Raw genomic sequence first — 14,258 nt, forward strand, 5'->3', positions numbered from 1 at the left:
CACGCTCAGCCGGATGGAGTCGATCTATGTCGGAAAGCGGACGGGCCCGGCGGGCCGCGCGGCCCTCCACTCCGCTCCACCCCGATTGACGTGCGGTTTTGCGCGCCGAAAGGCCGCGCCGCGCGGGCGAATCTGGTTGCGGGTGGAGGGAAGTGGAGTAGAGTGGGGCGCAATGGTGAGGCCGGGAGGGCCCACCGGCCCGGGGGGTCAGCGGCGCCGCGAACGCCGCTAAAGGGCGAGGGGGTTGGGCCGATGTTCCTCGGCACCCACACCCCGCGCCTGGACGACAAAGGCCGGTTGATCCTCCCGGCGAAGTTCCGGGACGAGCTGGCGGGGGGTGTCGTGATCACGAAAGGGCAGGATCGCTGCCTCTACGCCTTTCCGATGCCCGAGTTCCAACGGATCGCGGAGCAGTTGCGCGCGCAGCCGATGACGAACAAGGCGGCCCGGGCCTACAGCCGGGTCTTCTTCGCCAGCGCCCACGACGAGGTGCCTGACAAGCAGGGCCGGGTGACGATCCCGGCCCACCTGCGGAACTATGCCGCCCTCGATCGGGATCTGGTCGTGATCGGCGCGAGCACCCGGGTGGAGATCTGGGACAAGACAGCCTGGGAGACCTACCTCGCGGAGAGCGAAGACGACTTCGCCGACATCGAGGAGGGGGTGCTGCCCGGCGGTCTGTAGGGCGTGACGGCGCCCGACGTACTGCGAGATCTCCACCCGCTTTCGAGTTCCTGGCGCCCCTTCCCCGGTGCCAGGCGCACGACCCGATCGGTAGGGCCGCGGCCTCCGGCGGGCGGGAGCGGATGGGGATCTGGCGGTACGACGGCACGGCGTCGTCCGACGACGGACGCATGAAGGACGAAGGTTCAACACCAGTGGGGGTCGACATGGGGAGCTACGCGGCACGCACGTGCCGGTGCTGCTCGAGCGGTGTCTCGAGTTGCTGGCCCCCGCGCTGGGCCGGAGCGGGCGGACGGTCCACGTCGACGCGACGCTGGGCCTGGCCGGGCACGCCGAGGCGGTGCTTGAGGCGCATCCGGAGACGGTGCTGATCGGGCTGGACCGGGACACCGAGGCGCTTGCCCACGCACGCGTCCGGCTGGCCCGTTTCGCCGACCGCGTCCACCTGGAGCATGCGGTCTACGACGAGCTGCCGGAGGTGCTCGACCGGCTGGGCTACCCGGCGATCGACGGGATCCTGTTCGACCTGGGGGTTTCCTCACTGCAACTCGACGCGCCCGACCGCGGGTTCGCCTACGCGCAGGACGCCCCGCTGGACATGCGGATGGACCAGACCCGTGGGGTGACCGCCGAGGAGGTGGTCAACACCTACACCCATCCGGACCTGGCTCGGGTGCTGCGGGTCTACGGCGAGGAGAAGTTCGCGGGCCGGATCGCCTCGGCGATCATCCGCGAGCGCGAGCGGGCCCGGATCACCTCGTCGGCGCGGCTGGCCGAACTGGTCAGGGAGTCCATCCCGGCACCCGCCCGACGAACCGGCGGACACCCGGCCAAGAGAACGTTTCAGGCTTTACGGATCGAGGTAAACAAGGAGTTGGCAGCGCTGGAGACGGCGCTGCCAGCCGCGCTCGACAAGCTCAACGTGGGCGGCCGCATGGTGGTCCTGTCCTACCACTCGCTGGAGGACCGGCTCACCAAGGCGGCGCTCAGTGACCGGGTCCGCAGCAAGGGCCCGATCGACCTCCCGGTCGAACTGCCCGGGTCCGGTCCGACGTTCCGGCTGCTCAGCCGGGGCGCCGAACTGCCCGGGGAGGCGGAGGTCGCCGCGAACCCGCGGGCCGCCTCGGTGCGGCTGCGGGCCGCGGAACGGCTCGACCCGGACGCGGCACAGCAGGGGCGTACCGACCGCGAACGGTACCGCCGGCGGGTCAAGGCGATGCACCAGCCAGGGACGGGGACTCCCGGATCCGACCCGGATCCGACAGACCCCGGGGGACGGGACAGGGACGGACGAAGAGGGGGAGGGACATGACTATTGACAAGCGCGACCGCCGGGACGTCACCGGCGGCGGGCAGCGCACACCGCGGTCGGGGGGCCGGACCGCGGCGGAGCGGACCACGCGCATCGGGACCGGCATGCCGCCGGCGGACCGGGTGAACCGGCAGGGGGAGACTCGCGCCCGGGGGGCGCGCGAGTTCCCGACCCAGGGCAGCGCCGCGCTGCGTCCGGCGGAGCGGGACGACGCCGGTACGGCGCGTGCGCCCCGGCTGCGGGTGGCGCCGCCGCCGCCGGTGAAGGTGCCGCGGGCACCGTTCGCCGCGCTGGTGCTGGTGCTGGTGGTCGGCGGGGTGCTCGGCATCCTGCTGGTCAACACGAAGATCAACGAGAACGCCTTCCGGCTGGAGAAGCTCCAGGAGCAGCAGGCCAGGCTCGACGTGGAGCAGCAGCAGCTGAACAAGCAGATCGCCGACGCGGAGGCCCCGGGCAACCTGGAGGCCCAGGCCCGCAGGCTCGGTCTGGTGGAGGCGGGCGAGCCGGCCTACATCCGGCTGCCCGACGGCAAGGTGATCGGCGTGCCGCAGCCGGCCGAGGGCCAGCCCTCGATCACCAGCCAGCAGGGCGCGGGAGGCTGACGACAGTGCCGCCGAGATCGGATGAACCGCGCCGGGACGCCACAGGCTCCCGGCGCGGTTCGTCCCGTAACACCGGTGGCCGGGGCGCCGAACCGCGCTCCGGCGAGCCGGGGGTCGGTGGCATCTCCGACGCCCGGGCGTACACCCCGCGCGGGCGCACCGTGCGCGAGCAGCGCGCCGGCGGACGCGCCGAGCGGACCCCCGACGCCGGCCCCACCGAGCAGCGCCGGACCCCGCGCAGCACCCGCTCCGGCGACCCGTTCCGCCCCGCCCTGCAGGTGCTCGACGGCGGGCGCGGGGGCGCCGGCCGGGCCGGCCGGCGGGAGGCGGCGGGCCGCCCCGGCGTCGTCCGCACCGTCACGCCGCGCACCCCACGCCACGACGACGACCCGCCGGCGCCGCGCCGCCGCACGACCCCGCGCCCCGCGCGCCGGCCGGACCGCCCGGCCGCCCGGCGGCCGTCGCGCAAGCCGCCGAAGCCGCCCCGGCTGGCCGATCCCCGGCGCCGGCTGCGGCTGGGCACCGTGCTCACCCTGACGCTGTTCGCCGTCATCGGCATCCGGCTGGTCGTCCTCCAGACCGTGGAGACCCCGGCGTACGCCGACCGCGGCGTCGCCGACCGGTTGCGCACCGTCACCCTGCCGGCGGCGCGCGGCGCCATCTACGACCGGTCCGGCGCCCCGCTGGCGCACAGCGTCGAGGCCCGCTACGTCTACGCCGACCCGACCCAGATCGAGGACCAGCAGGCCACCGCCAGGGCGCTGTCCCCGCTGCTCGGCATCCGGGCCTCCGAACTGGCCGAGAAGATGAAGCCGCGCAAGCGGGACAACGGCAAGGACTCGCAGTTCGAGTACCTCGCCCGGGGGGTGGACATCGCCCAGGCCCGGCGGATCATCGCGCTGGGGCTGCCCGGCATCTACACCCACCGCGACGAGCGGCGCGAGGTGCCCGGCGGCGACCTCGCGGCCAATCTGCTCGGCTTCACCAGCCAGGACATGGTCGGGCTGGAAGGGCTGGAGGCCCGCTACGACGACCTGCTGCGCGGCAAGGACGGCAAGCGGGTGTACGAGGTCGGGCTCGGCGACCTGACCGCCCCGATCCCCGGCGGCTACAGCGAGACGACCAGGGCCAAGCCGGGCAGTTCCCTCCAGCTCACCACCGACCGCGATTTGCAGTTCATGACGCAGCGGATGCTCAGCAAGCACATGGCCCAGAGCAAGGGCAGCACCGGCGCGGCGGTGGTGATCGAGATTCCCTCCGGCGAGGTGCTGGCCCAGGCCAGCCACCCCACCTACAACGCGGCGAAGCCGGTGCCGAGCGAGCCGACCGACCGGGAGGACGCGGCCACCAGCTTCGTGGTCGACCCCGGCTCGGTGCACAAGGCGATCACCTTCGGCGCCGCGCTCCAGGAGCGGGTGATCACCCCGGACACCACGCTGCCGATCGCCAACAGCATCAAGAAGGGCGACACCTGGTTCTCCGACACCCACCGGGCCGGCGGAAAGCGGATGAGCCTGCCCGGCATGATGGCGTACTCGTCCAACGTCGGCACCATCCAGATCGCCGACAAGCTCGGCCCGGAACGCCTGATCGACTACCAGAAGCGGTTCGGCCTCGGGGAGCCGACGCGGGTCGGCATGCCGGGCGAGGCCAGCGGACGACTGCTGCCGGCCGACAAGTGGAGCGAGTCGTCGCACGGGTCGGTGCCGATCGGGCACAGCGTCGACGCCACACCGCTGCAGATGGCCGCCGCCTACGCGACGATCGCCAACAACGGCACGTACGTGCAGCCGCGCCTGGTCAAGGAGGTGATCGGGCCGGACGGGAAGCGTACGCCGACCGAAGCACCGGTGACCCGGTCGGTGCTCAGCCCGGAGAACGCCGCCGCGCTGCGGCACATCCTGGAGGCGGTCACCACGGTCGAGGACGGCACCGGAAAGGCCGCGGCGATCCCGGAGTGGCGGGTCGCCGGCAAGACCGGCACCGGCTGGCGGCTGGTCGACGGGCGCAAGCAGCCCGGCGAGGTGGCCTCGTTCATCGGGATGGCCCCGGCCGAGAAGCCCCGCTACGTGATCGCGGTCTTCGCGCACACCCCCTCCGGCGGGGGCGGGGACATCGCGGCCCCCGCGTTCCGGGACATGATGCAGTTCACGCTGCGTCACTACGGGGTGCCGCCGAGTGGGGAGAAAGCCCCGAAGTTCACGGTCTATCCGCGCTGACCGGCCACGCCGCGACATCATCGTTGAGTGCGGACGAACCACCGGGGCGGCTGTGCGGTCGGAACCGGACGACCGGGTAGGGTCTGACGCCGTGCCCGGCAATCCTCGTCCCCGTACCGTGATCGGTGTCCGGCTCGGCGACCTCGCCGCCCGGCTCGCCGTCGAGCCCCCGGAGGGCGCCGCCGAGCTGGTGGTGACCGGGGTGACCCACGCCAGCCAGGAGGTCCGCCCCGGCGACCTGTACGCGGCCCTGCCGGGCGCCCGCCGGCACGGGGCGGAGTTCGCCGCCAGCGCGGCGGCGGCCGGCGCGGTGGCCGTCTTGACCGACCCGGCGGGTGCCCCGGCGGTGGCCGAGGCGGGCCTGCCGGCGTTGGTGGTGTCCGACCCGCGCGCGGTGCTGGGCACCCTCGCCGCGGCCGTCTACGGCGACCCGACCGAGGGCCTGACGGTGATCGGGGTGACCGGCACGGCCGGCAAGACCTCGACGGCCTACCTGGTCGAGTCCGGCCTGCGCGCCGCCGGCCACACCACCGGCCTGATCGGCACCGTGGAGACCCGCCTCGGCGACCTGGTGATCGACAGCGTGCGCACCACGCCCGAGGCCACCGACCTGCACGCCATGCTGGCCGCCGCCCGGGAACGCGGCGTCACCGCTTTGGTCATGGAGGTCTCCAGCCACGCCCTGGCGATGGGCCGGGTCGGCGGTGTCCGGTTCACCGTCGGCGGCTACACCAACTTCGGCTCCGACCACCTGGACTTCCACGCCGACTCGGCGGACTACTTCGCCGCGAAGGCGCAGCTGTTCGACGGGCGCTGCGCGGTGGAGGTGCTCAACCACGACGACCCGGCGCTGAAGCCGCTGTACGGCCCGGCCACGGTCACCTACTCGGCGGCCGGCGACCCGACCGCCACCTGGTGGGCCGGCGGGGTCGGCGGCGAGGGGTACGCGCAGCGGTTCACCGCGCACGGCCCGGGCGGGCTGGTGCTGCCGGCCGGCGTGGCGCTGCCGGGCCGGCACAACGTGGCCAACGCCCTGCTGGCAATCGCCACGCTGGTTGCCGCCGGGGTGGACCCGGAGACCGCCGCCGCCGGGGTGGCCGCCTGCGGCGGGGTTCCCGGCCGGCTGGAGCTGGTGAGCGCCCCCGGCCCGGTCCGGGGCGTGGTCGACTACGCACACAAGGCGGACGCGATCGTCGCCGCGCTGGCCGCGCTGCGCGAGTTCGGCGCCGGCCGGTTGATCTGCGTGATCGGTGCCGGAGGCGACCGGGACCGGGGCAAGCGGCCGGTGATGGGCGCCGCCGCGGCGGAGGGAGCCGACGTGGTGCTGGTGACCGACGACAACCCGCGCACCGAGGACCCGGCGGCGATCCGCGCCGAGGTGCTCACCGGTGCCCGGCGCGCCGGCACGACGGCCCGGATCGAGGAGGTGGCCGACCGGCGGACGGCGATCGACGCGGCGGTCCGGCTGGCCGGGCCGGGCGACGTGGTCGCGGTGCTCGGCAAGGGCCATGAGCGCGGGCAGGAGATCGGTGGCGAGGTGCTCCCGTTCGACGACCGCACCGAGCTGGCCGACGCGCTGCGCGCGCGCTTCGCCGACCCGGCGGGTCAGCGGTGATCGCGCTCAGCCTGGCCGAGGTCGCCTCGGCGGTCGACGGTCGGCTGGCCGGCGCGGACCCGCAGGTCCGGGTCACCGGGCCGGTCGAGTTCGACTCGCGCAAGGTGGGTCCGGGCGCGCTCTTCGTCGCCTTCCCGGGCGAGAAGGTGGACGGGCACGACTACGCCGCCGGGGCGGTGCGGGCCGGCGCCGTGGCGGTGCTCGGCACCCGGGAGGTGCCCGGCGTGCCGATGGTGCTGGTCGACGACGCGCTGGCCGCGCTGGGCCGGCTGGCCCGCGCGGTGGTCGACCGGCTGCCCGGGCTCACCGTCATCGGGTTGACCGGCTCGTCGGGCAAGACCACCACCAAGGACCTGATCGCCCAGCTCACCGCGCGGCTCGGCCCGACCGTCGCCCCGCCCGGGTCGTTCAACAACGAGCTGGGGCACCCGTACACGGCGTTGCAGGCCGGGCCGGAGACCCGCTACCTGGTGATGGAGAAGGGCGCCCGCGGGGTGGGACACGTGCGCTACCTCTGCGACGTGGTGCCGCCCCGGATCTCCGTGGTGCTCAACGTCGGGGTGGCGCACATCGGCGAGTTCGGCTCGGTGGAGACCATCGCGCTGGCCAAGGGCGAGTTGGTCGAGGCGCTGCCCGCCGACGGCCTGGCCGTGCTGAACGCCGACGACCCGCTGGTCGACGCGATGGCCGCCCGTACGGTCGCCCGGGTGATCCGCTACGGCGAGGCGGCGCACGCCGACGTGCGGGCCGAGGACGTGACGCTGGACGACCGGGGGCGGCCCGCGTACACCCTGGTCACCCCGGAGGGGACCGCGCCGGTGCGGCTCGGGTTGACCGGCCGGCACCAGGTGTCCAACTCGCTCGCCGCCGCCGCGGTGGCCCGCGAGCTGGGCATGCCGCTGGCCGAGACGGCCACCGCGCTGGGTGCGCTGGGCCTGGTCTCCACCCGCCGGATGGACGTCTTCGAGCGCGCCGACGGGATCACCGTGATCGACGACTCGTACAACGCCAACCCCGCCTCGATGGCCGTCGCGCTGCGCGCGCTGGCCGGCATCGGGCGGGAGCGGCGCACCGTCGCGGTGCTCGGCTACATGGCTGAGCTGGGCCCGTTCGAACGCGACGGGCACGCCGAGGTCGGCCGGCTAACGGCCGAACTGGGCGTCGACCGGCTGCTCGTGGTGGGCGAGCCGGCCGCGCCGATCCACGAAGGCGCGACATCGGTAGGTGACTGGGGAGGAGAGTCGGTGCTGCTCACCGATCAGGCGGCGGCCGTCGAGGTGCTGCGGAGCGAGTTACGGCCGGGAGACGTCGTCCTGGTGAAGGGCTCCCGGTACCGCACCTGGGAGGTGGCCGACGCGCTGCGCGCGGACGCCGCCGGCAAGGGTGCCAACGGGACGGCGACGGAGGGCGGCGCCGCATGAGGGCGGTCATCGTCGCCATCGGGGTGGCCTTCCTGGTGTCGCTGCTCGGCACCCCGATCGCGATCAAGGTCTTCACCAGTCTCAAGGCCGGGCAGCCGATCCGATCCCTCGGGCTCGCCAGCAACCAGGGCAAGAAGGGCACGCCGACGATGGGCGGCGTGGTGTTCATCCTCGCCACGGTCATCGCGTACGTGGCCGGTCACCTGGCCCTGACCACCCTGCCGGACGCGCAGATCGCCCAGGTCGAGCCGACGATCACCGCGCTGGTGCTGCTGGGGCTGATGGTCTTCTCCGGCGCCGTCGGTTTCATCGACGACTTCCTCAAGGTGCGCAAGCGGCACAGCGGGGGGCTCAACAAGCGCGGCAAGCTGTTCGGCCAGATCCTGGTCGGCGCGGTCTTCGGCGTGGTGGCGCTCTATTTCCCGAGCACCATGACCGACGCCTCGGGGGCGGCGACCAACACCGAGACGGTGGGCAGCACCACGCTCAGCTTCATCCGGGACATCCCGGCGCTCGACATCACCAAGATCGGCGCGGTGGTCCTCTTCATCTTCGTGGTGATGGCCGCGACCAACGGCGTCAACCTCACCGACGGCCTCGACGGCCTGGCCACCGGCGCCTCGGTGATGGTCCTGGCGGCGTACGCGCTGATCGCGTTCTGGCAGTACCGGCACTGGTGCGCCGACCCGAACTACACCCAGGACTACTGCTACGCCGTCCGGGACCCGCTGGAGATCGCGCTGATCGCCGGTGCGGCGGCCGGGGCCTGCGTCGGCTTCCTGTGGTGGAACACCTCGCCGGCACGGATCTTCATGGGCGACACCGGCGCGCTGGGCCTCGGCGGCCTGATCGCCGGCATGGCGATGTCCACCCGGACGATCCTGCTGCTGCCCATCATCGGCGGCCTCTTCGTGATCATCACGATGTCCCTGGTGATCCAGGTCATCTCGTTCCGTACCACCGGCAAGCGGGTGTTCCGGATGTCGCCGCTGCATCACCACTTCGAGCTCGCCGGCTGGAGCGAGGTCAACATCGTGGTCCGCTTCTGGATCATCGCCGGCATCGGCGTGGCCATCGCGCTCGGCCTGTTCTACAGCGAGTTCCTGGCCAACATGACCTGAGCCGGCCGGCAGGCCCTGCCGCGGGGCCCGGGCGCGCGTCGCCCGGGCCCCGCGGCGCGTCCGGAGGCGGTACGGCCCACGCGTTCCGCCGCAGGCCCGACACGCCGACCGGCCGGTTGCGCCGGTGGCGGCACCGGGAAACCGCCATGATGTCGGGGTGGGGGAGGGACGAGGCATGGAGGTCACGACAGAGGGGACGCCCGGGCGGTCACCGGGGGGCAGGCGTACCCGCGACGCGCCGGCGGCGACGCGGGGGCCAGACGACCCCGGTCCCCGGGCGTCTCGCGGGGTGGACGCCGCAGGCGGGCTGGCCGCGTTGCGCGGGCTGCTGGACCGGCCGCTGGCCTCCTACTACCTGCTGCTGTCGAGCGCCGGCCTGCTGCTGCTGATCGGCCTCACCATGGTCTTCTCGGCAACCAGCGTCCGGGACTACGCGGCCAACGGCAACGCCTCGACCTCCGTGGTGAAGCAGGCGATGTTCGCCGTGATCGGCATCGTCGTGTTCTGGGTCTGCCAGCGGCTGCCGGCGACGACCTACCGCTCCCTGGGCCGGCCGTTGCTCTTCACCGCCGTCGGCCTGCTGCTGGTGCTCAACCTGCTGCTCGTGTACGCCCGGCTGACCAAGCAGGAGTCGGCCCAGATCGGCCCGATCGAGGCCCGGCTGCTCTGGCTCTTCGTCGGCGGCATCCAGGTGCAACCCTCCGAGTTCGCGAAGTTCGCCCTGGTGCTCTGGGGAGCCCACGTGATCGCCCGCAAGGGCGCGGCGCTGGGCTGGTGGCGCGAGCTGGCCACCCCGCTCTTCCCCGTGGTCGGCCTGCTCTTCGTGCTGGTCGGCTACAACGACCTGGGCACCATGCTCTGCCTGCTGGCCCTGGTGGTGGGGCTGCTCTGGGCGGCCGGGGTGCGCAAGCGGGTCTTCGCCGCACTCTCCGCGGTGGGCCTGCTCGGCATCGGCCTGCTGGTCGCGGTGGCCTCGCTCGGCGCCGGCTCGGGCGAGACGGGCGCGAAGAACTACCGGCTGGCCCGGCTGACCGCCTTCATCAGCCCACCGCCGCCGGACCAGTGCAAACTGGAGGACTGCTACCAGATCGCCCAGGCCCGGTACGCGATCGAGAACGGCGGGTGGTTCGGCGTCGGCCTCGGCAAGAGCATCGCCAAGTGGGAGTGGCTGCCAGCGGCGGAGAACGACTTCATCTTCGCGGTGGTCGCCGAGGAACTGGGCGTCGTCGGGTGTGTGGTGGTGGTGGCGCTCTTCGCCGTGCTGGCGTACACCGGCCTGCGGATCGCCCGCCGGGTCGAGGACCCGTTCCGCCGGCTCGCCGCCGCGGCGGCGACCACCTGGCTGGTCGGCCAGGCGGTGATCAACATCGGTGGGGTGGTCGGCCTGCTGCCGCTGACCGGTGTGCCGCTGCCGTTCATCTCCGACGGCGGAAGCGCCCTGGTCGTCACCCTCGCCGCGATCGGGATGCTCGCCTCCTTCGCCCGCGCCGAACCCGACGCGGCCAGAGCGCTGCATGCCCGTCCGCCGGCCCGATGGGTCCGACTACTCTGGGCCCCGTTGCCGCCGCTTCCGGGGCGACGCCGCCGTCCGGCGGCGCCTCCGGCTGCCCGAGGGTCCGTACCCCGGTCGCGGGAGCGGCGGCCGGACGACCAGGCCGCACCGCGCGGCGTCCGGCTGGCCCGGACTCGCCGCGGGTCGGCTGACGAGAGGAGACGTTGATGGGTCCGCTGCGTTCGGTGGTGCTCGCGGGAGGTGGCACCGGGGGACACATCTACCCGTTGCTCGCCTTCGCCGACTGCCTGCGCCGACACGACCCCGGCGTCCGGATCACCTGCCTGGGCACACCGAGGGGCCTGGAGAACGAGTTGATCCCGCCGCAGGGCTACGACCTGCGTCAGATCCCGGCCTACCAGCTGCCCCGGTCGGTGAACATGAACCTGGTCAGGACGCCCGGCCGGATGTGGACCGCGGCCCGCGCCGCGGGCAAGGTCATCGACGAGGTGCGGGCCGACGTGGTGGTCGGCTTCGGCGGGTACGTCTCCGTGCCGGCCTACCTCGCCGCCTGGCGCCGCGAGCTGCCGATCGTGATCCACGAGGTGAACGTGCCGCCGGGGGTGGCCAACCGGCTGGGGATGAGGTTCACCAAACACGTGGCGGTCGGCTTCCCGCACCAGCCCGTCCAGGCCGAGGCACTGCGCGACGCCCGGGTGGTCGGCGTGCCGCTGCGCCGGGGCATCGCCGGGCTGGACCGGGTCGCCATGCGCAACCGGGCGCGGGCCCACTTCGGGCTCCGTCCCGACCTGCCGGTGCTCTTCGTCGCCGGTGGCTCGCAGGGCGCCCGCTCGATCAACCTCGCCGTCGCCGGGGCGGCCAAGGAGCTGGCCCGCAACGGGGTGCAGGTGCTGCACGTGATCGGCGCCCGCAACGAGCCGGTGCCGGTCCCCACGGACCTGCCGGTCCCGTACGTGACGCTGCCGTACCTGTCCGAGATGGAGGCCGGCTACGCCGCGGCGGACCTGATGCTCGGCCGGGGCGGGGCGATGACCTGCGCGGAGGTGGCGGCGATCGGACTGCCCACCATCTACGTGCCGTACCCGCACAGCAACCAGGAGCAGAAGCGCAACGCGCTGCCCGTGGTGGAGGCCGGCGGCGGGCTGCTCGTCGACGACGCCGAGCTGACCCCGGACTGGGTCGAGCGGACCGTCATCCCGCTGATCCGCGACCCGCACCGGCTGCACACGATGGGTGCCGCCGCAGCCGGGTACGGGCGCCGCGACGGCGACGAGGCGCTGCTCAACTTCGTCTACGAGGCGGTGGCCCGGTGAGCGCGAGGAGTGAGCTTGCGAGCCCCGCAGTCGCGAACGACGGTGGCCCGGTGACCGGGCGCACCGCGACGGGAAGGTACTCGGCATGAACACCGCACAGTTCACCCCGGCCGGCACGCTCACCGCCGAGGACCTCGGCACGATCCACCTGATCGGGGTCGGCGGGGTCGGCATGAGCGGGCTGGCCCGGCTCTTCCTCACCCGGGGCATCCGGGTCTCCGGCAGTGAGCTGCGGGAGTGGCCCTCCCTGGCCGGAATGCGCGCCCTCGGCGGCACCATCCACATGAGCCACGAGGCGTCCAACCTCGACGGCGTCGACACCGTCGTCTATTCCTCGGCGATCCCGCAGGACCATCTGGAGATGGTGGAGGCGCGCCGGCGGGGCCTGCGCGTGCTGCACCGCTCCGAGGCCCTGGCCGCCGCGATGACTGGCCGCCGGACGGTGGCGGTCGCCGGCACCCACGGCAAGACCACCACCACGTCGATGGTCACCATGGTGCTCCAGCAGGCCGGGCAGGATCCGTCCTTCGTGATCGGCGGGGAGATCTCGGAGGTGGGCTCGGGCGCCCACCACGGCACCGGCGAGTACTTCGTGGTCGAGGCGGACGAGAGCGACCGTTCCTTCCTGATCTACCGTCCGTACGTGTCGATCATCACCAACGTCGAGGCCGACCACCTGAACACCTATGGCGACCTCGCCACGCTGGAGGCGGCCTTCGCCGAGTTCGCCCGGCTCACCGACCCGGACGGATTCATCATCACCTGTGCCGACGACCCGGGCGGGCGACGGCTGGCCGAGACGCTGCGCGCGGAGGGGCGTCGGGTGCACACCTACGGCGAGGCGGCCGACGCCGACCTGCGGCTGACCGACATCGCCTCGTCGGCCCGGGGCGTGCGTTACCTGGCGGGCATCGACGGGCGGTCGCTCGGCGAGTTCCGGCTGCCGGTGCCGGGGCGGCACATGGGGCTCAACAGCGCCTCGGCCGTGCTGGCCGAGTACCTTCTGGGCCTGCCGCTGGAGGCGGCGGAGGGCGCGCTCGCGGCGTTCCCCGGCGTGCGGCGGCGCTTCGAGCGCAAGGGCGTCGCGGACGACGTGCTGGTCTACGACGAGTACGCCTACCACCCGACCTCGATGACGCTGGCTTTGCAGACGCTGCGCGAGGTGGCCGGGGACGGCCGACTGATCGTGGTCTTCCAGCCCTACCGGCTCTACCGCACCCGCGACCTTCAGGCGGAGATCGCCGAGGCACTGGCCATCGCCGACGAGCTGGTGCTGCTGGAGGTCTTCGGCCCGGGCGAACTGCGCGAGCCGGGGGAGGGTTCGGCGGCGCTGGTCGAGGCGGTGTCGCTGCCGGCGGAGCGGAAGGTCTTCGTGGACTCGTGGGAGGCCGCGCCGGTGGAGGTGGCCCGGCGGGCCCGCCCCGGCGACGTCGTGGTGACCATGGGCGCCCCGCCGATCTCGCTGATGGGCGACCAGTTGCTGGACGTGCTGTCGACGCGTACCGCCGATCCGGCGACGCCGGCGGGCACGACGCCCGGCGGTGACGCGGGCGGTGCGACGACCATCGGCGGCACCGTCCCCGGCGTCGGCGGTGCGGGCGGCGCGGTCCCGGACGGCGCGGCGCCCGCGGCCGGATGAGTCCCGGTCCGGCGCGGGGGCGCACCACCGGCGCGGACGGCGGCGGCCGGCGCGGGCCGGTGCGCCGGTGGCAGCTGGTCCGGGCCGGCAGCGACGCCGTTCCGGCTTCGACCCGCCGGTTCATGGCCCGGGCCCGGCAGCGTCGGATGCGCGCGGCGCTGCCGTGGGCGGTCGCGGCGGGTGCGCTCGGCGTGGCCGGGCTGATCGCCTGGACCATGCTCGGCACCGGCCTGTTCGGGGTGCGTGAGGTCCGCGTCGAGGGCGCCGAACTGGTCACCGCGGTGCAGGTCCGCGACGCGGCTGCGGTGCCCGACGACGCCCCGCTGGCCCGGGTGGACCTGGCCGCCACCGCGCGCCGGGTCGGCGGGCTGCCGGCGGTCCAGCGGGCGGTGGTGACCCGGGACTGGCCGGACACGCTGGTGGTGCGGGTGACCGAGCGCACCGGCGTGGCGGCGGTGCCGCGCGGGGAGCAGTTCGTGGTGATCGACCGCGCGGGCGTGGTCTTCCGGACCGTGCCACGGCCCCCCGACGGCCTGCCGGTGGTCCGTCTCGCCGAGCCGGGACCGGGCGACGGGTCGACCCGGGCGGCGCTGGAGGTGCTCGGCGCGCTCACCCCGCCGCTGCGCGCCGAACTGGTGGACGTGACCGTCGAGGGGCTGGCCCGGATCACGCTGCGGCTGCGCGGCGGCCGGGTGGTGGTCTGGGGGGACGCGACCCGGGGCGCGGACAAGGCCCGGGTGGCCAGCGCCCTGCTCGGCCGCAAGGCCGACACCATCGACGTCAGTGCGCCGGATGTGGTGACCCTGCGGTGACCGGGGG

The 14,258-nt window shown here is 73.9% G+C and carries 10 protein-coding genes and 1 pseudogene; all 11 read left to right on the forward strand.

Annotation, left to right across the window (positions count from 1 at the left end; all coding sequences use genetic code 11):
• The first annotated feature begins 252 nt into the window (after window positions 1–252).
• The 11 genes and pseudogenes from mraZ to GA0070608_RS18540 all read left to right on the forward strand — a co-directional run bounded on the left by mraZ (window position 253) and on the right by GA0070608_RS18540 (window position 14,251).
• Window positions 253–684, forward strand: coding sequence for a division/cell wall cluster transcriptional repressor MraZ (gene mraZ, locus GA0070608_RS18490; protein ID WP_091629712.1), 432 nt, complete (start codon window positions 253–255; stop codon window positions 682–684).
• Between the two features lie 229 nt (window positions 685–913).
• A pseudogene (gene rsmH, locus GA0070608_RS18495) lies at window positions 914–2,003 on the forward strand (16S rRNA (cytosine(1402)-N(4))-methyltransferase RsmH).
• The gene (gene ftsL, locus GA0070608_RS18500) at window positions 1,993–2,598 is read left to right on the forward strand and encodes a cell division protein FtsL (RefSeq protein WP_091629714.1); all 606 of its coding nucleotides are present in this window, start codon (window positions 1,993–1,995) and stop codon (window positions 2,596–2,598) included. Before rsmH ends, ftsL begins: the two are co-directional and overlap by 11 nt.
• 5 nt (window positions 2,599–2,603) lie before the next feature.
• Window positions 2,604–4,817, forward strand: coding sequence for a peptidoglycan D,D-transpeptidase FtsI family protein (locus GA0070608_RS18505; RefSeq protein ID WP_091629716.1), 2,214 nt, complete (start codon window positions 2,604–2,606; stop codon window positions 4,815–4,817).
• A gap of 52 nt (window positions 4,818–4,869) precedes the next feature.
• Window positions 4,870–6,432 (forward strand): UDP-N-acetylmuramoyl-L-alanyl-D-glutamate--2,6-diaminopimelate ligase, encoded by a 1,563-nt coding sequence (locus GA0070608_RS18510; RefSeq protein WP_091629718.1) that lies wholly within the window; start codon window positions 4,870–4,872, stop codon window positions 6,430–6,432.
• The gene (locus GA0070608_RS18515; protein ID WP_091629720.1) at window positions 6,429–7,853 is read left to right on the forward strand and encodes a UDP-N-acetylmuramoyl-tripeptide--D-alanyl-D-alanine ligase; all 1,425 of its coding nucleotides are present in this window, start codon (window positions 6,429–6,431) and stop codon (window positions 7,851–7,853) included. The genes GA0070608_RS18510 and GA0070608_RS18515 overlap by 4 nt, the downstream gene beginning before the upstream one ends.
• On the forward strand, window positions 7,850–8,974 hold the full coding sequence (mraY, locus tag GA0070608_RS18520; protein WP_091629722.1) for a phospho-N-acetylmuramoyl-pentapeptide-transferase: 1,125 nt from the start codon (window positions 7,850–7,852) through the stop codon (window positions 8,972–8,974). Before GA0070608_RS18515 ends, mraY begins: the two co-directional genes overlap by 4 nt.
• Before the next feature lie 307 nt (window positions 8,975–9,281).
• Entirely contained in the window at window positions 9,282–10,694 is a 1,413-nt protein-coding gene (locus GA0070608_RS18525; RefSeq protein ID WP_245716123.1) for an FtsW/RodA/SpoVE family cell cycle protein, read from the forward strand.
• Window positions 10,694–11,800, forward strand: coding sequence for an undecaprenyldiphospho-muramoylpentapeptide beta-N-acetylglucosaminyltransferase (gene murG / locus GA0070608_RS18530; RefSeq protein WP_091629728.1), 1,107 nt, complete (start codon window positions 10,694–10,696; stop codon window positions 11,798–11,800). Before GA0070608_RS18525 ends, murG begins: the two co-directional genes overlap by 1 nt.
• Window positions 11,801–11,885: 85 nt before the next feature.
• Window positions 11,886–13,439: a UDP-N-acetylmuramate--L-alanine ligase gene (gene murC / locus GA0070608_RS18535; RefSeq protein WP_091629731.1), complete on the forward strand. Its 1,554-nt coding sequence runs from the start codon at window positions 11,886–11,888 to the stop codon at window positions 13,437–13,439.
• A complete protein-coding gene (locus GA0070608_RS18540) occupies window positions 13,436–14,251 on the forward strand; it encodes a cell division protein FtsQ/DivIB (protein WP_091629734.1) in 816 nt (271 codons plus the stop codon). Before murC ends, GA0070608_RS18540 begins: the two co-directional genes overlap by 4 nt.
• The last annotated feature ends 7 nt before the right edge of the window (window positions 14,252–14,258 follow it).

Origin of the sequence: Micromonospora peucetia, assembly GCF_900091625.1 — a bacterium.
Lineage (GTDB): Bacteria > Actinomycetota > Actinomycetes > Mycobacteriales > Micromonosporaceae > Micromonospora > Micromonospora peucetia.